The 21,518-nt window shown below is 60.9% G+C and carries 19 protein-coding genes; 10 read left to right on the plus strand and 9 right to left on the minus strand.

Annotated features, from left to right (window positions below; genetic code table 11):
* Positions 1–60: 60 nt before the first annotated feature.
* Positions 61–2,466, plus strand: a complete 2,406-nt coding sequence (locus ALTERO38_RS02945; RefSeq protein WP_159967221.1) for a membrane-bound PQQ-dependent dehydrogenase, glucose/quinate/shikimate family — start codon at positions 61–63, stop codon at positions 2,464–2,466.
* Between the two features lie 127 nt (positions 2,467–2,593).
* Here the strand turns inward: ALTERO38_RS02945 and ALTERO38_RS02950 are convergent, their stop codons facing one another.
* Both ALTERO38_RS02950 and ALTERO38_RS02955 read right to left on the minus strand, forming a co-directional pair.
* A complete protein-coding gene (locus tag ALTERO38_RS02950; RefSeq protein WP_102836906.1) occupies positions 2,594–3,046 on the minus strand; it encodes a transposase in 453 nt (150 codons plus the stop codon).
* 145 nt (positions 3,047–3,191) lie between these two features.
* Positions 3,192–4,775: a peptide chain release factor 3 gene (locus ALTERO38_RS02955; RefSeq protein ID WP_148925128.1), complete on the minus strand. Its 1,584-nt coding sequence runs from the start codon at positions 4,773–4,775 to the stop codon at positions 3,192–3,194.
* 438 nt (positions 4,776–5,213) lie between these two features.
* Between ALTERO38_RS02955 and ALTERO38_RS02960 the strand changes: the two genes are divergently transcribed.
* Positions 5,214–6,377, plus strand: a complete 1,164-nt coding sequence (locus ALTERO38_RS02960; protein WP_102836904.1) for a type III PLP-dependent enzyme — start codon at positions 5,214–5,216, stop codon at positions 6,375–6,377.
* A 158-nt stretch (positions 6,378–6,535) separates the two neighbouring features.
* On the opposite strand, the gene ALTERO38_RS02965 is transcribed toward ALTERO38_RS02960, so the two are convergent.
* Positions 6,536–7,231, minus strand: coding sequence for an SIMPL domain-containing protein (locus ALTERO38_RS02965; RefSeq protein ID WP_159967222.1), 696 nt, complete (start codon positions 7,229–7,231; stop codon positions 6,536–6,538).
* A gap of 149 nt (positions 7,232–7,380) precedes the next feature.
* On the opposite strand from ALTERO38_RS02965, the gene ALTERO38_RS02970 reads away from it, so the two are divergent.
* The 3 genes from ALTERO38_RS02970 to ALTERO38_RS02980 all read left to right on the plus strand — a co-directional run bounded on the left by ALTERO38_RS02970 (position 7,381) and on the right by ALTERO38_RS02980 (position 10,302).
* The gene (locus ALTERO38_RS02970; protein ID WP_102836902.1) at positions 7,381–8,637 is read left to right on the plus strand and encodes an ATP-binding protein; all 1,257 of its coding nucleotides are present in this window, start codon (positions 7,381–7,383) and stop codon (positions 8,635–8,637) included.
* Between the two features lie 32 nt (positions 8,638–8,669).
* Positions 8,670–9,230: a response regulator transcription factor gene (locus ALTERO38_RS02975; protein ID WP_102836901.1), complete on the plus strand. Its 561-nt coding sequence runs from the start codon at positions 8,670–8,672 to the stop codon at positions 9,228–9,230.
* 130 nt (positions 9,231–9,360) lie between these two features.
* Positions 9,361–10,302 (plus strand): AEC family transporter, encoded by a 942-nt coding sequence (locus ALTERO38_RS02980; RefSeq protein WP_159967223.1) that lies wholly within the window; start codon positions 9,361–9,363, stop codon positions 10,300–10,302.
* Between the two features lie 17 nt (positions 10,303–10,319).
* Here the strand turns inward: ALTERO38_RS02980 and ALTERO38_RS02985 are convergent, their stop codons facing one another.
* From ALTERO38_RS02985 to gatC, 6 genes are all read right to left on the minus strand, one after another.
* Complete coding sequence (locus ALTERO38_RS02985) at positions 10,320–11,411, minus strand: calcium/sodium antiporter (protein ID WP_159967224.1); 1,092 nt, start codon at positions 11,409–11,411, stop codon at positions 10,320–10,322.
* Positions 11,412–11,448: 37 nt separating this feature from the next.
* Entirely contained in the window at positions 11,449–12,531 is a 1,083-nt protein-coding gene (locus ALTERO38_RS02990) for a calcium/sodium antiporter (RefSeq protein WP_148925123.1), read from the minus strand.
* 28 nt (positions 12,532–12,559) lie between these two features.
* Positions 12,560–12,940, minus strand: a complete 381-nt coding sequence (locus ALTERO38_RS02995; protein WP_102836897.1) for a septal ring lytic transglycosylase RlpA family protein — start codon at positions 12,938–12,940, stop codon at positions 12,560–12,562.
* 169 nt (positions 12,941–13,109) lie between these two features.
* Complete coding sequence (gene gatB, locus ALTERO38_RS03000) at positions 13,110–14,555, minus strand: Asp-tRNA(Asn)/Glu-tRNA(Gln) amidotransferase subunit GatB (protein ID WP_159967225.1); 1,446 nt, start codon at positions 14,553–14,555, stop codon at positions 13,110–13,112.
* Positions 14,556–14,566: 11 nt separating this feature from the next.
* Positions 14,567–16,018, minus strand: coding sequence for an Asp-tRNA(Asn)/Glu-tRNA(Gln) amidotransferase subunit GatA (gene gatA, locus ALTERO38_RS03005; protein ID WP_159967226.1), 1,452 nt, complete (start codon positions 16,016–16,018; stop codon positions 14,567–14,569).
* Between the two features lie 14 nt (positions 16,019–16,032).
* Positions 16,033–16,320 carry an Asp-tRNA(Asn)/Glu-tRNA(Gln) amidotransferase subunit GatC gene (gene gatC, locus ALTERO38_RS03010; RefSeq protein WP_148925119.1) on the minus strand — a complete coding sequence of 96 codons (288 nt, stop codon included), beginning with the start codon at positions 16,318–16,320 and terminating at the stop codon, positions 16,033–16,035.
* Between the two features lie 300 nt (positions 16,321–16,620).
* Here gatC and mreB point away from each other — a divergent pair, with 300 nt between their 5' ends.
* The 5 genes from mreB to rng all read left to right on the plus strand — a co-directional run bounded on the left by mreB (position 16,621) and on the right by rng (position 21,473).
* The gene (gene mreB, locus ALTERO38_RS03015) at positions 16,621–17,658 is read left to right on the plus strand and encodes a rod shape-determining protein MreB (protein ID WP_045424672.1); all 1,038 of its coding nucleotides are present in this window, start codon (positions 16,621–16,623) and stop codon (positions 17,656–17,658) included.
* A gap of 144 nt (positions 17,659–17,802) precedes the next feature.
* Positions 17,803–18,771, plus strand: coding sequence for a rod shape-determining protein MreC (gene mreC / locus ALTERO38_RS03020; protein WP_372239397.1), 969 nt, complete (start codon positions 17,803–17,805; stop codon positions 18,769–18,771).
* On the plus strand, positions 18,768–19,256 hold the full coding sequence (mreD, locus tag ALTERO38_RS03025) for a rod shape-determining protein MreD (protein WP_102836893.1): 489 nt from the start codon (positions 18,768–18,770) through the stop codon (positions 19,254–19,256). Before mreC ends, mreD begins: the two co-directional genes overlap by 4 nt.
* Positions 19,257–19,335: 79 nt before the next feature.
* Positions 19,336–19,926, plus strand: a complete 591-nt coding sequence (locus ALTERO38_RS03030; protein WP_159967227.1) for a nucleoside triphosphate pyrophosphatase — start codon at positions 19,336–19,338, stop codon at positions 19,924–19,926.
* 89 nt (positions 19,927–20,015) lie between these two features.
* Entirely contained in the window at positions 20,016–21,473 is a 1,458-nt protein-coding gene (gene rng / locus ALTERO38_RS03035; RefSeq protein ID WP_159967228.1) for a ribonuclease G, read from the plus strand.
* Positions 21,474–21,518: the final 45 nt, after the last annotated feature.

The following is a 21,518-nucleotide window of genomic DNA, read 5'->3' on the forward strand; positions in this document are numbered from 1 at the left end:
TTGTGTCAGGAAGTTTCACCGGCCTTTTTGATTTAGACCCAACCGGCTGGAGCGTTTTACATGAGCATCGATTATGGGCCGCGGCCCTTGCGGATCACCCTGACGGCCGTCGTCGTTCTGGTGCTGGGTGTGCTGATGACAGGCGGGGGCGGATACCTGGCCGTGCTCGGTGGCTCCTGGTACTACCTGCTGGCTGGCATTGGCTTGCTGGTGGTGGCCGGTTTGCTGTTGGCACGACGCCGTGCCGCGATCTGGTTGTACGCGGTGTTGCTGCTGGCAACCCTGGCGTGGACGCTTTACGAGGTGCGTTTCGACTGGTGGCAGCTGGCCCCGCGGATCGATCTCTGGTGCATCCTCGGCCTCTGGCTGATCCTGCCCTTCGTCAATCGCTACGTCAGCGACCGGTTGGTCTGGCGAGATGGCGCGAGCGGCTTGCTCGGGATCGGCTTGCTGGCCGGTGCGCTGATGGCGGGCTACGCGCTGACGCAGGATTACCACTCGATCTCGGGCGAGTTCAGCGATGCGCAGATGCAGGGTCTGGACCCACAGGGCCAGGCCGGTCGCTCGAATAGCGAATGGCCCTCGTACGGCGGATCGGAACAGGGCGACCGCTATTCCACTGCTGACCTGATCACGCCGGATAACGTCGGCAACTTGGTTAAAGCCTGGGAATACCACACCGGCGACCTGCCAGGTCCGAACGATCCGGGCGAATTCACCTATGAGGTAACACCGCTTAAGGTGGGCAATAGCCTGTTCATCTGCACGCCGCACAGCATCGCTATCGCCATTGATGCCGATACCGGCGAAGAGCGCTGGCGCTATGACCCGAATATCAACCGCGAGGCCGGGTACTACCAGCACATGACCTGCCGTGGCCTGGCCTACCACGATGGGGCCCGCTATCTCTCCGCGGCCACGAATGGCGGTCATTCGAATCAACCGGCGGCTCGCTGTGCGCGTCGGCTGTTCTTGCCCACCAACGACGCCACGCTGGTCGCTCTAGACGTCGAGGATGGCAAACCCTGTGAGGATTTCGGCAATGGCGGCGTGGTCGATCTGAAGCTGCGGCTGGGCGAAGGGGCGCTGGGCGTTTATCTACCGACATCGCCGCCGGTGGTCACGGAGAAGCTGGTCATCATTGGCGGTGCCGTCACCGATAACGGCGCTGTGGATTCGCCCGGCGGCGTGGTTCGCGCCTACGATGTGAACACAGGTCGTTTGGTCTGGAATTTCGACCCGGGCAACCCGGACGCCACTGAGCCATTGCCGCCAGGTGAAACCTACACGCGCAGCACGCCGAACTGGTGGACGACTGCGACGGCCGACGAATCGCTCGGTCTGGTTTATATCCCTACCGGCAACCAGACACCGGACCAGTGGGCTATCGAGCGTTCCGCGCAGGCTGAGCGCTTTACCGACAGCCTGGTTGCGCTGGACTTGGCAACCGGCCAGGTACGCTGGGAGTTCCAGACTGTTCACCATGATCTCTGGGACCGCGATCTGCCCTCCCAGCCAACGCTGGTCGACATCGACCGGCCGGAAGGCAAAGTGCCTGCCATCATCCAGCCGACCAAGCGCGGCGACCTGTATGTGCTAGACCGCCGCACCGGTGAGCCCATCGTGCCGGTCACCGAGGTGCCTGTTCCGCAAGGCACCGATTATGGCGATTTCACCGCGCCCACTCAGCCGGTCTCGGCGCTGACCTATGCGCCGCAGGAGCCGCTGTACGAGAAGGACATGTGGGGCGGGACGCCGCTGGATCAGATGATGTGCCGCATCCAGTTCCGTCAGCTGCGCTATGAGGGCGACTTCACGCCGCCCTCTCAGAAGGGCTCGCTGATCTATCCAGGCAACGTCGGTACCTTCAACTGGCCATCGGTGGCGGTCGATCCGAGTCGGCAATTGCTGTTCGGTGCGCCTAATTACCTGGCATTCGTCTCGAAGATGTACAAGCGCAGCGAGGTCGATCCCGAGGCGCGTACCGGCGGTGGCGAAACCGGCCTGCAACCCAACCTCGGTGCGCCCTATATGGTCAGCCTGAAGCCTTTGCTGTCCGTACTGGGGCTGCCCTGCCAGAGCCCGCCGTGGGGTTACGTCACCGCCGTGGATCTTCGCACCATGAAGAAGGTCTGGATGCACAAGAATGGCACTAGCCGCGACAGCGCGCCGCTCGGCCTTCCTTTTCCTGTGGGCACGCCCGCGCTCGGAGGGCCCATCGTGACGGCAGGTGGCGTGGCTTTTATGAGCGGTACGCTGGACTACTACCTGCGCGCCTATGACCTGCAGAACGGCAGAGAGCTCTGGAAAGCGCGCCTGCCAGCCGGTGGCCAGGCCACGCCTATGACCTATGTATCCGAGCAGACCGGTAAGCAGTACGTGGTGCAAGTGGCCGGTGGGCATGGGTCGTTCGGGACGAAGATTGGCGATTCGGTGGTGGCTTTTACCTTGGAAGAGGAGCAGTAGCAAGGCGAGCTGGTTCAACGGCTAATTCGCGAGCAAGCTCGCTCCTACAGATACAGCGTGGGGCTTGGACTGCGGATGTATGAGCGAGCTTGCTCGCAAAGCTGTTTAACGTCGACCAGCAGCCTCGTCACAACCAGGCCGCATCCCAGAACGGGTAATCACCAAGGCGCTTGACCAACCCGGCGCGCAGCGGGTTCGCGACGATGTACCGGGCAACGTTGCGCAGGTCTTCCTCACTACGGACGGCTCTGTCGTGGTAACCCTTTTGCCAGATCGGGCCATGGTCGCCACGAAGCCTGTTGGTGGTGATTGCGCTCCGCGATTTTAGGCTCTGCATCACCTGGCTGAGCGAACCAGTTTTCAGCTGCACGAGCCAATGCAGATGGTCGGGCATGACGACCCAGGCTAAAGACTGAACGGGTCCGGAATTGCCGATCATGTGAATCTCACGCGCCAGTGTCGCCGCTGCGCCTGCCTCTATAAAGATGGACGATCGGTCCAGCGTTACACAGGTCAGTACGTAGGCCTGGTTTGGGAGGCTGACTCGCCCTTTGCGTAAGTCCCGTCCATGAAAGCGCATTCCGTTGCGTCCTTCTGTTGATAGCTGGGAGAGCGATCGTCACCTCATTCGCGAGCAAGCTCGCTCCTACAAGGTCGCTATGTTGGCCGTAGGAGCGAGCTTGCTCGCGAAGCCTTTGATGCATGCATGCTGGCGTGTTGCTGACTCAATGATGCTCGCGCGTCGCCCTGAATTTCACATCCGGCCAGCGCTCTTCCATCAGGCTCAGATTCACCCGAGTCGGCGCGAGATAGGTCAGGTGACCGCCACCATCGACCGCCAGGTTCTCGTAGGCCTTGTCGCTGAATTCCTTCAGCTTCTTCTCGTTATCACACTCGATCCAGCGCGCGGACCAGACGTTAATTGCCTCGTAGGCGCACTCGACCTTGTACTCCTCCTTCAGCCGACTGGCGACGACGTCGAACTGCAGCACGCCGACCGCGCCGAGGATGATGTCGTTGTTGCGCTCGGGGAAGAACACCTGGGTGGCGCCTTCCTCAGCCAGTTCCTGCAGGCCCTGGCGCAGCTGCTTGGATTTGAGCGGGTCCTTCAGGCGCACACGGCGGAACAGTTCGGGAGCAAAGTGCGGAATGCCGGTGAAGCCGAGGTTTTCGCCTTCGGTGAAGGTGTCACCGATCTGGATGGTGCCGTGGTTATGCAGGCCGATGATGTCGCCAGCCCAGGCCTCTTCCAGCTGCTCACGCTCGCTGGAGAAGAAGGTGAGGGCATCGGCGATGCGGATGTCCTTGCCGATGCGGGCGTGACGCAGCTTCATGCCTTTTTCGTACTTGCCCGAGCAGATGCGCATGAAGGCGATGCGGTCGCGGTGCTTGGGGTCCATGTTCGCCTGGATCTTGAAGACGAAGCCTGTGAACTTGTCCTCGACCGGCTCGACAACACGCTCGTTGGCTTCGCGCGGCAGCGGGCGCGGCGCCCAGTCGACCACGGCATCGAGTACATGGTCGACACCGAAGTTGCCCAGCGCGGTGCCAAAGAACACCGGGGTCAGTTGCCCCTTGATGAACTCGTCCTGATCGAATTCATGGCAGGCGCCCTGGACCAGCTCAAGTTGCTCGACGAAGCGGTCGTACTCGTCGCCGATGTGCTTGCGCGCTTCGTCGGAGTCGAGGTTTTGGATGATCTTCACGTCGGTGCGTTCATGCCCGTGGCCCGGCGTGTAGACGATGATGTAGTCGTCCTTGAGGTGATACACGCCCTTGAAGTCGCGGTAGCAGCCGATCGGCCAGGTGATGGGCGCGGCCTTGATCTTGAGGACCGCCTCGATCTCGTCGAGCAATTCGATAGGGTCGCGGATGTCGCGGTCGAGCTTGTTGATGAAGCTGACGATGGGCGTGTCGCGCAGCCGGCAGACGTCCATCAGGGCGATGGTGCGTGGTTCGACACCCTTACCGCCGTCGAGGACCATCAGCGCCGAGTCCACCGCGGTCAGGGTGCGGTAGGTGTCTTCCGAGAAGTCTTCGTGGCCGGGGGTGTCGAGCAGGTTGATCATGTGCTCGCGGTAGGGGAACTGCATCACCGACGTGGTAATGGAGATGCCGCGCTGCTTTTCCATTTCCATCCAGTCGGAGGTCGCATGACGGTCGGATTTACGCGACTTCACAGTACCCGCCACGGCAATCGCCTTGCCCATCAGCAGCAGCTTTTCGGTGATGGTGGTCTTACCCGCGTCGGGGTGGGAAATGATGGCGAAGGTGCGGCGCTTCGCGACTTCGGCGGCCTGAGAGGTCATGGCGGTCCCGGTATAGAAAGCATGTCGGAAAAAGCCGGCGATTATAGCGCAAAGGGCGCCGGAGGACTGCCGTGGCTGAAGCCCGCTCAGCCGCCTCGGTGCGAGACGGATGGAACATCCCCGCAGCGCATCTGTCGGTTTGAATACGGTAGGTTCGCCTGGAGCGATAAAAAAGGGAGTGAGTGCGGATTTTTCATTGATCTGAAACAGCTGTGGTTCTAAAGTTCGCGCCCGAACGTCCATGCTGGCAACGATCCATCCGGCTCAAGTACTGACGACGAGAGATCAGGATTCACCAGGTCGCCGCGCGGTTGCGACGATTTGGCCATGATACTCGGCGACATGCCTTGGGAAGTAGGCGAACCAAAGTGGGGAAACTGATCAGGCGTTCTTGCTCACCCCTAATCCGACTTTACGTTTCCCGATTTGGAGCCTTGCATGTCGATCAAGATCGAAGACTACTATTCCCGATCCACTTTCCAGAAGATGAAGTCCTTCGCTGACCAGCACGAGACGCCGTTTGTGGTCATCGATACCGAAACCATCGACAAGGCGTACGACGATCTGCGCGCCGGTTTCGAGTTTGCCAAGGTCTACTACGCCGTGAAGGCCAACCCGGCGGTCGAAATCATCGACTTGCTGCGTGACAAGGGCTCGAGCTTCGACATCGCCTCGATCTACGAGCTGGACAAGGTCATGTCCCGTGGTGTCGGCCCGGAGCGCATCAGCTACGGCAACACCATCAAGAAAGCCAAGGACATCCGCTACTTCTACGACAAGGGCGTGCGCATGTTCGCCACCGACTCGGAAGCGGATCTGCGCAACATCGCCAAGGCCGCCCCGGGTTCGAAAGTCTACGTCCGCATCCTCACCGAGGGCTCGACCACGGCCGATTGGCCCTTGTCGCGCAAGTTCGGCTGCCAGACCGACATGGCGATGGACCTGCTGATCCTCGCTCGTCAGCTGAAGCTGGAGCCCTACGGCATCTCCTTCCACGTCGGTTCGCAGCAGCGCGACATTTCCGTATGGGACGCAGCGATTGCCAAGGTCAAGGTGATCTTCGAGCGTTTGAAGGAAGAAGATGGCATCGAGCTGAAGATGATCAACATGGGTGGCGGCTTCCCGGCCAACTACATCACCCGCACCAACAGCCTCGAAACCTATGCCGAGGAAATCATCCGCTTCCTCAAGGAAGACTTTGGCGACGAACTGCCGGAAATCATCCTTGAGCCGGGCCGTTCGCTGATCGCCAACGCGGGCATTCTGGTCAGCGAAGTGGTGCTGGTGGCGCGCAAGTCGCGCACCGCTGTCGAGCGCTGGGTATACACCGACGTCGGCATGTTCTCCGGCCTGATCGAAACCATGGGCGAAGCCATCAAGTTCCCGATCTGGACCGAGAAGAAGGGCGAGATGGAAGAAGTGGTGATCGCCGGTCCAACCTGCGACAGCGCCGACATCATGTATGAGAACTACAAGTACGGCTTGCCACTGAACCTGGCCATCGGCGATCGCATGTACTGGATCTCCACCGGAGCCTACACCACCAGCTACAGCGCGGTGGAATTCAACGGCTTCCCGCCATTGAAAGCCTTCTACATCTAAGCCTCTGCGCTTATACAAAACGCCGCGAAGTTCGCGGCGTTTTTGTTTCCGCCTTCCGGCCGTTTCAAAGGCTGCTCTGTCAGCGTCGGCCGAACGATGCTTGTTGTGGGTCATTGCTCGCTAGAAACGCGGCCCGCTGCGGGCCGCGTGGCATGGCTTCAAGGCATCTGAACTTCGATCACACCGTCGGCGTTGATGCTGATTTGCCGGGTCCCGGCCTCGACATCAGGCGTCGGCATGGCATCCATGCTCTTCATCGATACGCTGCGCATCATCTCCGGCCGAAAGTTGCCGCCGCTGTTCAGGTTCAGGCTGACGATCTTGTAGTCATTTCCGCCCAGCGCCTCGGTGGCCAGCTGCGCGCGGGCGCGGAAGGCGGTTACAGCATCCTTGAGCAGGGCGTCTTCGTTCTGTTGGCGGATCGAGTCGGACACGCTGAAATACATGCCGCCCATCTGCAGGTCTTGCATCAGCTCTCCGGTGAGCTTCGAGAGCGCGGCAAAGTCTCCGCTTTCCAGGCGCAGTTCGGCGCGTTCACGCCATGCGGTGATCTTCTGGCCCTTTTCCTCATAGACCGGGTAGCTGCTACGGCTGCCCTGGCTGACTTCGACCTCTTTTACCTTCCGGGCGCGTTGCAGTGCCTTGTTGATTGCACGGGTGGTCTGCGCTGCCAGCTGCGCCGGGTCTTCATGCTGCGACTCGGTGAACAGCGTTACATGCATGCGGTCCTGGGCGACCTCGCTGCTGGCCTCGGCGCGCAGCGAAATCTGATTGTAGTGTTGCTCATCCGCTACGGCGGGAAGGCAGGCAATGCAGGCCAGCAGCGCAATGCTGCGCGGAACGGAAACGAACATGAGAGCTCCTGAATTCGAGGCACCAGCGGTGCGGCGCAAAGACTTTAGCCCTTTGCTCGCGAGTGCGCAGTTTTTCCGTGCGGCGCGTTGCCGCAGACAGGCTGTGTTTCGGGCGGCTTGGTTATACTCGCGACTTCTTTGGAGACCCCATGCACGCATCCGTTCACCTGCTGTCTGCCAGCCGCCAGAACCTCCGTCTGCTCACCCTGATCCGCGTCCTCGTGCTGGCTGCCCAGGCAGGCGCGGTAGGGCTTGCCTACGCCACCCAGCTGTTCGGTCTGCCGTGGTTTCATCTAGGGGTCACGCTTGGTGTTTCGGCGCTGATCTGTCTGGGTACGGCATTGCGGCTTCGCGGGCCTTGGCCGGTCACAGAGCTTGAATATGCCGGACACCTGGCGACCGATCTGTTGATCCACAGCGCCCTGTTGTATTACTCGGGCGGCTCGACCAATCCGTTCGTTTCCTACTATCTGGTGCCGCTTACCATTGCGGCGGCAACGCTACCGTGGCTGTACTCGGTGGCCTTGTCCGGACTCGCGCTTGCTGGGTACACCTTGATGCTGGTCTGGTATGACCCTGTCATTGTGCCGCCGGTTGATCGCACCACGCTGCTGGTCTATGGCATGTGGTTGAGTTTCGCGCTGGCCGCGGCGTTGATCACTTTTTTCGTAGCGCGCATGGCCGAACAACTGCGGCGTCAGGAGCAGCTTCAGGCTCAGCGTCGTGAAGAAAGCATGCGCGACCAACAGCTGTTGGCCGTGGCGACCCAGGCCGCCGGTGCTGCTCATGAGTTGGGCACGCCGCTGGCGACCATGAGTGTGCTGCTCAAGGAGTTGCGTCAGGATTACAAGGAGCCTGCGGAGCTCAGCGAGGATCTGGCATTGCTGCAATCGCAGGTCCAGTTGTGCAAGGACAGTCTGCGCCAGTTGGTCCGTGCTGCCGAAGCCGATCGGCGTCAGGCCATCGTCGAGCAGACCGTCCGCGAATGGGTCGAGTTGGTGTTACAGCGCTGGCACCTGATGCACCCGGAAGCCACCTATCGCTTCCAGTGCCTTGGCAAGGGCACGCCCCCGCGGCTGATGCCGCCGGCGGATTTGGGGCAATCGCTGCTCAATCTGCTGAACAACGCCACCGATGCCAGCCCGGACAATCTGGACATTCGGCTGGACTGGGACGCACAGTGGATCAGATTGACCATCCGCGACCACGGCGCTGGCGTACCGCTCGCCATTGCCGAGCAGATCGGCAGACCGTTTATCACGACCAAGGGCAAGGGGTTTGGTCTTGGCCTTTTCCTGAGTCAGGCAAGCGTTACGCGCGCGGGTGGCACCGTGAAGCTTTACAATCACGAAGAGGGTGGCACCCTGACCGAGCTGCGTCTGCCGCACGGCTCGGTACGGGCCTGACCAGACGCGATCATTACGCGAGGAATGCAAACATGACCGAAGAGTTGCAGCACGAAGGCGAAGAACAGCCTCATCTGCTGCTGGTAGACGACGACCCGACCTTTACTCGCGTCATGGCACGCGCCATGAGCCGCCGCGGTCTGCACGTCAGCATCGCCGGGTCGGCGGAAGAGGGCCTGGAGATGGCCAAGCAGGACCTGCCTGACTACGCCGTGCTGGACCTGAAGATGGAAGGCGACTCCGGACTGGTGCTGCTGCCCAAGCTGCTCGAGCTGGACCCTGAGATGAAGGTGCTGATCCTGACCGGATATTCGAGCATCGCCACGGCTGTGGAAGCGATCAAGCGTGGCGCCTGCAACTATCTGTGCAAGCCCGCCGACGCTGACGATGTGCTGGCTGCGTTGCTGTCCAAGCATGCCGATCTGGATACGCTGGTGCCGGAAAACCCCATGTCGGTGGACCGTTTGCAGTGGGAACACATTCAGCGCGTGCTCGCCGAGCACGACGGCAACATTTCCGCGACTGCCCGTGCGCTGGGCATGCACCGGCGGACGCTGCAGCGCAAACTGCAGAAGCGCCCCGTGCGGCGCTGACCGCACCCAGCGCCAATGGCTCCGGCTGTTGGCGCAGTGTTCTTTCAATGCCGGATCGATAGCCTGCCAAGGCTCGATCCGGCATCGTCGTTACCGTATGGTCCTCTGACTTTTCTTCTCGAGCCTCGCCATGTTGCCCGTGGTTCTGCAGACCCTGAGCGTTACCGCTCCGGTATTCGTGATGCTGTTCATCGGCGTCGCCTTGATGCGCCTGCGCTTGATCGACGCCACGTTCATCCACACCGCATCGACACTGGTGTTCAAGGCTACGATGCCAACCCTGCTGTTCCTGTCGGTCATCAAGGCGGACCTGAGCGCTGCGCTACAGCCAGGGCTGCTGATCTACTACGTTGGCGCTACGGTGGGTGGGTTTCTACTGGCGTGGGTCTGGGCGATCTGGCGCTGTCCGGTTGCCGATCGTGGCGTCTACGTTCAGGGCGCGTTTCGCGGCAATAACGGTGTAGTGGGGCTGGCCTTGGCGACCAGCCTCTACGGAGACTACGGGCTGTCCCTCGGCGGTGTGCTGGCTGGTCTGGTGATCCTCTTGTACAACAGTCTGTCCGCCATGGTACTGGCCATCTATAGCCCAGACGGGGAGGCCGATGCGGGGGCAATCATTCGCAGCATTTTGCGCAACCCTTTGATCATCGGCGTGACAGCGGCGCTACCTTTCGCCTACTGGCAGATCGCGTTGCCCGACTGGCTGATGACGTCTGGGCAGTATTTCGCTCAGCTGACCCTGCCGCTGGCTCTGATCTGCATCGGCGGCACGCTCTCGATTTCCGTGCTGCGCGAGAGCAGCAGCGTGGCGATGAGCTCGAGCCTGATGAAGATGGTCTGGTTCCCTGCGTTGGCAACGCTGGGTGCCTGGCTATGCGGCTTTCGAGGCGCCGAGCTGGGCATCCTGTTCCTTTACTTCGGCTGCCCGACAGCATCGTCCAGCTTCGTCATGGCGCGTGCGGTCAACTCCAATCACCAGTTGGCCGCGACCATTATCGTCATCACCACGCTCGGCGCGGCGCTGACTATCAATGCCGGGTTGTTTCTGCTGGGCTGGGCCGGCTGGATCTGACCAGCCGGCCCTGTGCGTCAGTTGCGCTGGGTCTTCCAGGCCCGACCGGAGATCACCAGCAAGGTGACCATGGTCAGAGGCACTACGTAGCCGATCATCGCGTCGCCGAAAACCTCAGCCAACGGCCGGCCGGTGCTGACCAGCACCAGGTAGACGGTATAGGCGACGTAGTACGCGACGAAAAGCAGACCTTCCCAGCGATTAATGGCGTAACCGGTAAAGAAGATCGGCAGGCAGGCCAGGGCGACGGCGATCATGACCGGGAAGTCGAAAGCCAGTGCATTGGCAGCCACGCCAATCGCATCGGGTGAGACCAGCGAGGCCAGGCCCAGGACGCAGAGCAGGTTGAAGATGTTGCTGCCGACGATGTTGCCGACTGCGATATCACGCTCGCCGCGTATGGCTGCGAGGATTGATGTGGCCAGTTCCGGCAGCGAGGTGCCGATGGCTATTACGGTCAGCCCGATGACCAGTTCCGACAGTCCCAGTGCGCGAGCCAGCGACACGGCGCCCTCCACCAGGAAATTCGAGCCGGTCACCAGCAGAACCAGGCCGGCAACGACCAGGCCGGCGTTGATCAAAGAAGCGTAAGGCTTGGGTGTTTCGTCGAGGCCGAACTCCTTGGCGAACTCGTCGTCGGCTGTGGCCGCTGCAGTGGCGCGGCGGCTGCTGATGATCAGAAACGCCGTGTAGGCGATCACCGCCGAAAACAGCAGTGCGCCGTCAAGGCGGCTAAGCGAGCCATCCCAGGCCAAGGCGTAGGTGACCAGACTGGCCCCGATCATGATCGGCACGTCGAGTCGAATCAGCTGGCGGGAGACGATCAGCGGCGCGACCAGCGACGTCACGCCAAGAATCAGCAGAACGTTGGCGATGTTGCTGCCGAGCACGTTGCCGATGGCGATGTCACCGCTGCCGTTAAGGGCGGCCTGCACGCTGACTGCGGTTTCCGGTGCGCTGGTGCCGAAAGCGACCACGGTGAGGCCGATGATCAACGGCGGGATGCCGAACTGAGCGGCCAGTTTTGCGGCGCCACGGACCAGTACCTCAGCTCCAGCCACGAGCAGTACCAGACCGGCTATCAAGTAAACAAACGTCATCGCGGACACGATGGGTAACTCCAAATGGGACAGGAAACGAAGGGACTTAGCGCTGGTGTTTCCAGGCGCGCAGAAAGATCACCAAAAGCGTGATGGCGGTCAAGGGCAATACGTACCAAGTCATTGCATGGCGCAGCAGGTTGATCGCCGGTAGGCCAGTGGAAAACATGATGAGGTAAAGCGTATAGGCGACGTAGTAGCCAAAGAACATCGTGCCTTCCCAGCGGTTGATCCGGTAACCGGAGAAAAAGATCGGCAGGCAGGCGGCGAACACGGCAAGCATCACGGGCAGATCGAACGCCAGCGCATTGGGAGAAATGGACAGGCCTTCAGGCGAAATTGCAGCACCGGCACCTAGCACCAGCAACAGGTTGAAGATGCAACTGCCTACGATATTGCCCACGGCGATGTCGCGTTCGCCGCGATAGACCGCCAGCAGCGAGGTCGCGAGTTCCGGCATGGATGTCCCAACAGCTATTACGGTCAGGCCGATGACCAGTTCCGACAATCCCAGCGTCCGAGCCAAAGCCACCGCGCCCTCGATGAGCAGGTTTGAACCCAATATCAGCAAACCCAGACCGACCAGCACCAGGGTCAGTTGAAGCACCCAGCCGAGCGGCTCGGCGTTACGGTCTGGGCCGTATTCGTCCCTAAACTCGTCAGCCTGAACACGTGCTTCCCGCTTGCTGGCGATCACCAGAAAGCCCGTATAGAGCAGCAGCAATGCGAGCAGGATCAATCCGTCAAGCTGGCTGATGCGGCCATTCCACGCCAGCGCGAAGGTCAGCAGGCCTGCGCCGATCATCACGGGTACGTCGAGGCGCACCAATTGTCGAGACACCACCAACGGCGCGACCAGCGCCGAAAGACCGAGGATGAGCAGGATGTTGGCAATGTTGCTGCCGATCACATTGCCAACGGCGATATCCCCGCTACCGTTCAGCGAGGCCTGAATGCTCACCGCCGTCTCAGGTGCGCTGGTACCGAACGCGACGACGGTCAAGCCAATGATCAGTGGCGAAATGCCGAAGCGTGCAGCCAGCTTGGAGGCGCCTCGTACCAGCGCTTCGGCGCCAGCAACCAGCAGCACCAGGCCGCCGATCAGGTAGGCCAGGGTCATCAAACTCATCAGTGTTCCTTAGAAAGCAATTCGGCAATCAGTCCAGCGTTTCGATCCTTACTGGCGCGATACCGTCTTCGAGCAGATCGATTCGATTCGCCGCCACTCGTGAGAGATCGATGATCCGGCCCGGTTTGAAAGGCCCGCGATCATTGATGCGTACGGTGACTTGCTTGCCGTTCTCCAGGTTGGTGACTTCCACGCGCGTGTCGAAGGGAAGCGTCTTGTGTGCGGCCACCAGCTCGTTCTGGTTGAAGGTTTCGCCGCTTGCGGTTTCCTTGCCTTGAAAACTGCGAGCGTAGTACGAAGCCTTGCCTTTCTGGACAACGGTGCTTTCGGTGGCATCCGCCTCCGGCGACTCGGAACAACCAGCGGCGAGGGCGAGCAGGATCGGGGCGGTCAGCATTCGGGTTTGCATCAGCAATCCTTCCTGAACGGATCAGGCTGCGGTTACGGGTTCAATCTCGTCAGTGTTGGATCGTCAATGGGCGCGGCCGTTCACTCGCTCATGAAGTTGCGGCGGGCGAGGTTGGCATCAGTAAAGGAGTGAAGGAGTAAAGGAACGGGCCCTGTCGGGCCCGTATCGGTCAGCCTTCCAGCTTGCTTTTGAGCACCTGGTTGACCTGAGCGGGGTTGGCTTTGCCTTTCGAGGCCTTCATGGCCTGACCGACAAAGAAACCAAACATCTTGCCGCGCTTGGCTTCGTCACTGGCGCGGTACTGTTCGACCTGCTCTGCATTGGCAGCCAGAACCTCATCAAGCATCTTCTCGATCGCACCAGTGTCGGTGACCTGCTTGAGGCCGTTCTTTTCGATGATCTCGTCGGCCGAGCCTTCGCCCGCCGCCATCGCTTCGAAGACCATCTTGGCGATCTTGCCGCTGATGGTGTTGTCCTTGATGCGCTGAATCATGCCACCCAGTTGCTCGGCGGAAACGGGCGACTGCTCAATAGCCAGGTTGTCCTTGTTGAGCAGGCTCGACAGCTCGCCCATTACCCAGTTGGCAGCCAGCTTGGCGTCGCCGCAAACCCTTTGCACAGCTTCGAAGTAATCGGCCATCTCACGGCTGGCAGCCAGTACGTCGGCGTCGTAGGCGGACAGGCCGAACTCGCGCTCGAAGCGCTCGCGCTTCTCGACGGGTAGCTCAGGCAGGCTGGCGCGTACCTCGTCGAGAAAGCTCTGCTCGATCACCACTGGCAGCAGGTCGGGGCAGGGGAAGTAGCGGTAGTCATTGGCTTCTTCCTTGCTGCGCATGGAGCGCGTCTCGTCCTTGTTCGGGTCGTACAGGCGGGTTTCCTGGACTACCTTACCGCCGTCCTCGATCAGTTCGATCTGGCGCTGGACCTCGTGGTTGATCGCCTTCTCGATAAAGCGGAACGAGTTGACGTTCTTAATCTCGGCGCGGGTACCGAACTCGGTCTGGCCTTTGGGGCGTACCGATACGTTGCAGTCGCAGCGCAGTGAGCCTTCGGCCATGTTGCCGTCACAGATGCCGAGGTAGCGCACCAGGGCGTGGATCGCCTTGACGTAGGCCACCGCTTCCTTGGCTGAACGGATGTCCGGCTCGGAAACAATTTCCAGCAACGGCGTGCCGGCACGGTTGAGGTCGATACCGCTCATGCCCTGGAAGTCTTCGTGCAGGCTTTTGCCGGCGTCCTCTTCCAGGTGCGCGCGAGTGATGCCAATGCGGCGGGTGCTGCCGTCTTCCAGGGTGATGTCCAGATGGCCTTTGCCGACGATCGGGTGATCCATCTGGCTGGTCTGGTAGCCCTTGGGAAGGTCCGGGTAGAAGTAGTTCTTGCGCGCGAAGACGTTCTTGTCAGCGATCTCGGCATCAATCGCCAAACCGAACTTGCAAGCCATCCGCACGGCTTCGGCGTTTAGCACCGGCAGGGTGCCGGGCATGCCGAGGTCGACCAGGCTGGCCTGGGTGTTGGGCTCAGCACCAAAGGTGGTGGCGCTGCCCGAAAAGATCTTCGACTGAGTGGCGAGCTGAGCGTGGATTTCCAGCCCGATGACGGTTTCCCATTGCATGTTTTTCGTCCTCAGAATCCGCTCGGAGCTTGTTTGTGCCACTCGGTGACCTGCTGGTACTGATGAGCGACGTTGAGCAGGCGACCTTCCTGGAAGTACGGGGCCAGCAGCTGCACACCTACCGGTAAGCCGTCGATGAAACCGGCTGGCATGGAGAGGCCCGGGATGCCGGCCAGGTTGGCGGTGATCGTATAGATGTCTTCGAGATAGGCCGACACCGGGTCGTTGTTCTTTTCGCCAAGCTCCCAGGCCAGATTCGGTGTGGTCGGGCCGAGGATGACGTCGACCTCGTCGAAGGCGCTGACGAAGTCATTCTTGATCAAGCGGCGGATCTTCTGTGCCTTCAAGTAGTAGGCGTCGTAATAGCCCGCTGACAGCGCATAGGTGCCGACCATGATGCGGCGGCGGACTTCGTCACCGAAGCCTTCGGCGCGGGAGCGCTTGTAGAGATCGGTCAGGTCTACGGGGTTCTCGCAGCGGTAGCCGAAGCGCACACCGTCGAAGCGTGACAGGTTCGAAGAGGCCTCGGCCGGGGCGATCACATAATAGGAAGGGATCGCATGCTGCATGTTTGGCAGGCTGATTCCCTTCACGGTGGCACCGAGCTTCTTCAACTCCTCAACGGCCGCCATGACTGCATCCGCGATCTTGGCGTCCAGGCCGTTTCCGAAATACTCCTTCGGCAGGCCGATACGCAGCCCAGAGAGTGGCTTGTCCAGCGAGCCTAGATAGTCATCCAGTGGCTGATCGACGCTGGTCGAATCCTTCGGGTCGAAACCGGCCATGGCGCCCAGCATCAGGGCGCAGTCTTCAGCCGTACGGGCAATCGGGCCGCCCTGGTCGAGGCTGGAGGCGTAGGCAATCATGCCCCAGCGCGAAACGCGGCCGTAGGTGGGCTTGAGCCCCGTCAGGTTGGTCAGCGCCGCTGGTTGGCGGATCGATCCACCAGTATCGCTGCCGGTGGCGGCAGGTAAGAGGCGCGCCGCGACGGCTGCTGCGGAACCGCCGGACGAGCCGCCCGGTACGCGGCTCATGTCCCAGGGGTTCTTCACTGCGCCGTAGTAGCTCGACTCGTTAGCCGAGCCCATGGCGAATTCGTCCATGTTCAGCTTGCCCAACGAGACCGCGCCAGCGGCAGAAAGCCGTTCAACGACGGTGGCGTCGTAGGGTGCTTGGAAATTGTCGAGAATCTTCGAGCCGCAGCTGGTGCGAATGCCCTGCGTGCAGAACAAGTCCTTGTGACCGATCGGCGCACCTAGCAGCGCACCATTTTCACCCTTGGCGCGGCGTGCGTCGGCGGCCTTAGCCTGGGCGATGGCCTGCTCTTCGGTGACGGTGATAAAGCTGTTGAGCTGTGGGTCGAGCTGCTGGATGCGGGTCAGCAGCGAGCGGGTCAGCTCTTCGGCCGAGAACTGTTTAGCAGCCAGTGCGCGAGTAATCTCTGCAAGGGTCAATTGATGCATGTCGGCGTCCTTCATTACTCGATCACCTTTGGAACCAGGTACAGGCCATCTTCCACGGCCGGGGCAATGGCCTGGTAGGCATCGCGCTGGTTGGTTTCGGTGACCGTGTCGGCGCGCAGGCGTTGGCTGGTCTCCAGCGGGTGGGCCAGAGGCTCGATGCCAGTGGTGTCCACGGCCTGCATGCGATCGATCAGGCCGAGGATGTTGTTCAAGGTCTCGGTGGTGCGGGGCAGGTCGTCTTCATTCAGACCCAGGCGGGCCAGATGAGCGATCTTTTCCACCTCGGAGCGTTCAAGCGCCATCGGAATTCTCCAGCGGGAAGCGAGTCGGGTGCCTTTCGTCGGCAAAGCGCGGCGAGTGGCGGCGGGTTCGAGTCGCAGCGGTGGGCATTCGAGCCCGGAAAAGCCGTCAATCTTACATGCCTGAGGGGCTTCTCGGTAGCGCAGCTGCGGCTTGCGGGGTTTTTCAGGGATGGCTGTATTTCGCGCAGTGGCTCACGTATGCCCCGATAACCGCGGACTCTCGCCTTGCCCTAACTTCGCACCATTGTTAGAGTTTGCGGCACTTTTTTCCCCACGCGTTTGCCCCAGGGCCCTTTTCCCATGTTCAAGAAACTGCGTGGCATGTTTTCCAGCGATTTGTCGATCGACCTGGGCACTGCCAATACCCTTATTTATGTGCGCGATCGCGGCATCGTCCTGAACGAGCCTTCAGTCGTTGCCATCCGTACCCATGGCAACCAGAAAAGTGTTGTCGCCGTGGGCACCGACGCCAAACGCATGCTTGGTCGTACCCCGGGTAACATCAACGCCATCCGCCCGATGAAAGATGGCGTCATCGCCGATTTCAGCGTCTGCGAAAAGATGCTTCAGTACTTCATCAACAAGGTTCACGAAAACAGCTTCCTGCAGCCCAGCCCCCGAGTATTGATCTGCGTTCCCTGCAAATCCACTCAGGTTGAGCGTCGTGCGATTCGCGAATCCGCTTTGGGCGCGGGCGCGCGTGAAGTGTTCCTGATTGAAGAGCCCATGGCCGCCGCCATCGGTGCCGGTCTGCCAGTAGACGAAGCACGTGGCTCCATGGTTGTGGATATCGGTGGGGGCACCACTGAAATTGCTCTGATTTCTCTGAATGGCGTGGTCTACGCCGAATCCGTTCGCGTCGGTGGTGACCGTTTCGACGAATCCATCGTGACCTACGTGCGCCGTAACTACGGCAGCCTGATCGGCGAGTCCACTGCCGAGCGCATCAAGCAGGAAATCGGTACCGCTTTCCCCAGCAGCGACATCCGTGAAGTCGACGTTCGTGGCCGCAACCTGGCCGAAGGCGTGCCGCGTAGCTTCACCCTCAATTCCAATGAGGTCCTCGAAGCGCTGCAGGAGTCCCTGGCCACCATCGTCCAGGCAGTCAAGAGTGCGCTGGAGCAATCACCACCAGAGCTCGCTTCCGATATCGCCGAGCGTGGTCTGGTCCTGACCGGCGGCGGCGCGCTGCTGCGTGATTTGGACAAGCTGCTGGCGCAGGAAACCGGTTTGCCGGTCATCGTCGCTGAAGAGCCGCTGACCTGCGTAGCGCGTGGCGGCGGCCGCGCACTGGAAATGATGGACCGTCACGCCATGGACCTGCTGTCCACCGAGTGACCTAGAAGCGGTAAGCTCCAAGCGACAAGCCGACAGCAGGCTCTGCTCTCGGCTTGTCGCGTTTAGTTTGAAGCCTGCAGCTGCGAGGATCCCTCCATCAAACCACTATTCGCAAAAGGACCGCTGCTCGGTGTGCGCCTGCTGGTGCTCGCTGTGCTTTGTGTCGCGCTGATGGTGGTGGATGCGCGCTTCGATACCTTGAAGCCACTGCGCAGTCAGATGGGGTTGGTTCTCACACCCTTCTATTGGCTTGCCGATCTGCCGGTGCGCACCTGGCAGCGCGCCACCGAGCAGATCAGCAGCAGCACCAGCCTGGTGGCCGAAAACGAAAAGCTGAAGGCCGAAGCATTGCTCATGCAGCGGCGTTTGCAAAAGCTCGCGATGCTGACGGAGCAGAACGTGCGCCTGCGCGAGCTGCTCAATTCTGCTGCGCTGGTGGATGACAAGGTAATCGTCAGTGAGCTTATCGGCTTGGACCCGAACCCGTTCACGCACCGCATCCTGATCGACAAGGGCGAGCGCGACGGCGTGTTTCTTGGCCAGCCAGTGCTTGATGCCAGCGGGCTGATGGGGCAGGTCGTTGAGGTCATGCCCTACGCCGCACGCGTGCTGCTGCTGACGGATGTGACCCATAGCATCCCGGTGCAGGTCAATCGCAATGGATTGCGCGCCATCGCGGTCGGTACGGGCAGCCCCGACTATCTGGAACTGCGCCATGTCGCCGAAACGGCAGACATCAAGGAAGGCGATCTTCTGGTCAGTTCCGGTTTGGGGCAGCGCTTTCCCAGTGGCTATCCGGTTGCCCAGGTTACTGAGGTGGTGCGGGGCTCCGGTCAACCTTTCCTGATCGTTCGTGCCATTCCCACCGCCATGCTCAACCGCAGCCGCTACCTGCTGCTGGTGTTCAGTGACTCGAGAACACCTGAAGAGCGGGCCACTGCTGCTGCCCAGGCCCAGGAGTCCGCCGACCGCCAGGCAGAAGAGGGAGCAGCCGCTGAAAGTCCTGCATCAGAGTCGCCGGCCTCCGTCGAGTCCGCCGCATCAACATCGACCGATGCGGCAACGCCAACGCCAACGCCAGCGCCAGTGCCGGAACCGGAGGAGCGACCATGATCCACGGTCGTTCAAACAACGGATGGGTTATCTGGCTGTCGCTGTTGTTGGCGCTGCTGCTCAGCGTGGCCCCCATGCCCCAGAGTTTCGGCCTGGCACGTCCGCTCTGGCTTGGCATGTTCATCGCCTACTGGGCAATTGCCCTGCCTCATCGCGGCGGCATGGCGGCGGCGTTTTTCTTTGGGCTGATGCTGGACGTGCTGTCCGGGACCCTGCTTGGGCAGAACGGCCTGCCGCTGCTGCTGATTATCTTTCTGGTGCTGAGCCTTCAGCAGCGCCTACGCATGTTCCCGTTGCTGCAGCAGAGTTTGGTGCTGCTGGTGATCCTCGGCATCGGGCAACTGGTGCAGTTGTGGCTCAACACTCTGACCGGAAACCGTCCACCGACACTGTTGTTCCTCGTCCCCGTGCCGGTGAGTGCACTCTTCTGGCCTTGGGTTTTCGTCGGGCTGGAATGGGCGCGTCGGCGCTTCAACGTTTACTGAGCCTTCCGTCCACGCTGGACGGCTTTCGGTCGTTGTCCGGATGTGTGAATCTGCTGCGCTCGCCCACCAAGGAGCCGGCATGTCCACTTTGTTTCTCGCCTCCGCGTCGCCACGACGCCGTGAATTGCTGACCCAGATCGGCGTTCCATTCTCCCTTCTTGCTGTTTCCATCGACGAAACGCCCAGTGCGGCGGAAACGCCCGACGACTATGTTCAGCGCTTGGCGCGGGAGAAGGCCTTGGCCGGCCTTTCACTCGTCAGCGACGGCTCGGCCTGTGTACTGGGTGCAGACACCACGGTCGTACTGGATCAGCGAATCCTGGGCAAACCAGTCGACAAGGCCGATGCGCTGGCAATGTTGAAGGCATTATCCGGACGTGAGCACCGGGTCATGACCGCCGTTGCGATAGCGAACAACTCAGGTTGCGAGGTGCGTCTGGTTACCAGTCGGGTGCGCTTCCGTCCGATCAGTGTCGACGAAGCCGAGGCGTACTGGGCCAGTGGCGAACCCCAGGACAAGGCCGGTAGTTACGCAATTCAGGGCTGGGGCGCGGTTTTCGTCAGTGCGATGGAAGGCAGCTATTCGGCCGTGGTCGGGCTGCCGTTATGTGAAACAGCCCAGCTGCTCGAGGCATACGGACTTCCGTACTGGTGTAAAAGCTCGGTATAGAGCCTGTGGCTTGGCGGCTTATGCCGTTAGAATCGAGGCAACTCGTCAGCTTCGGCTGCTATACCCACCGCCATCGGCCGAGAACAATAATGAGCGAAGAAATCCTGATGAACATCACCCCCATGGAGTCACGGGTGGCGGTGGTGGAAAACGGTGTTCTGCAGGAGGTGCATGTCGAGCGCACCCAGCGCCGGGGCATTGTTGGCAACATCTACAAAGGCAAGATAGTGCGGGTACTGCCTGGCATGCAGGCGGCTTTCGTCGATATCGGACTGGAGCGCGCAGCCTTCATCCATGCGTCGGAGATTTCCAGTCGCGAGGGTAACGCTGTCGAACCTATCAGCGCCCTGGTCCATGACGGGCAGGCGCTGGTCGTGCAGGTTACCAAGGATCCGATCGGCACCAAGGGCGCGCGGCTGACGACCCAGTTGTCGATCCCTTCGCGCTACCTCGTGTACATGCCCAAGACCAGCCATGTCGGCATCTCACTGCGGATCGAGGACGAAGCTGAGCGTGAGCGCCTCAAGCAAGTTGTGGCTGAGTGCGTTGCGGCCGAAGGCATCAAGGAAACCGGCGGTTTCATTCTGCGTACCGCAGCGGAAGGCGCCGGCAGCGATGAGATCCTGATGGACATCCGCTACCTGCGCCGCCTGTGGGAGCAGATCGACGGGCAAATAAAAACCGCTGGCGCGCCTTCGGTCATCTATGAAGACCTGTCGCTGGCCATGCGCACTCTGAGGGATCTGGTCAATCCGCGGATCGAGAAGATTCGCATCGACTCACGGGAGAACTTTCAGAAGGTCAGCCAGTTCGTTGGCGAGCTGATGCCCGAGCTCGGTGAGCACCTTGAGCATTACCCCGGTGAGCGGCCAATCTTCGACCTGTACAGCGTGGAGGACGAAATACAGAAGGCGCTCGAGCGTAAAGTAATGCTCAAGTCCGGCGGTTATCTGATCATCGACCCGGCCGAAGCGATGACCACCATAGACGTCAACACCGGTGCCTTCGTCGGTCATCGCACCCTCGAAGAAACCATTTTCAAGACGAATCTCGAGTCCGCGACAGCAATTGCACGCCAGCTGCGCCTGCGTAACATCGGCGGAATCATCATCATCGATTTCATCGACATGGAGGACGAGGAGCATCGACGCCAGGTGCTGCGAACACTGGAAAAGCAGCTGGAGCGCGATCACGCCAAAACCAACATCATTGGCATCACCGAGCTTGGGCTGGTGCAGATGACCCGCAAACGCACCCGCGAAAGCCTTGAGCAGGTGCTGTGCGAGCCGTGCATGTGTTGCCAGGGGCGGGGCAAGTTGAAAACCCCGGAGACTGTCTGCTACGAGATCTTCCGCGAAATTCTACGCGAGGCCCGCGCCTATCAGCCGGAAGGTTACCGGGTGCTGGCGAACCAGAAGGTTATCGACAGGCTGCTCGATGAGGAATCGGGCAACGTTGCCGACCTTGAGAGCTTCATCGGCCGCTCGATCAAATTCCAGGTCGAGACCATGTATTCCCAGGAACAGTACGACGTGGTGCTGCTCTGAAGAGAGGCAAGCCTGACCGTTCGGGCCTAGGTGTGCGGGGCATTT

It is taken from the genome of Pseudomonas sp. 9Ag (genome assembly GCF_902506445.1).
Taxonomy (GTDB): domain Bacteria; phylum Pseudomonadota; class Gammaproteobacteria; order Pseudomonadales; family Pseudomonadaceae; genus Stutzerimonas; species Stutzerimonas stutzeri_AB.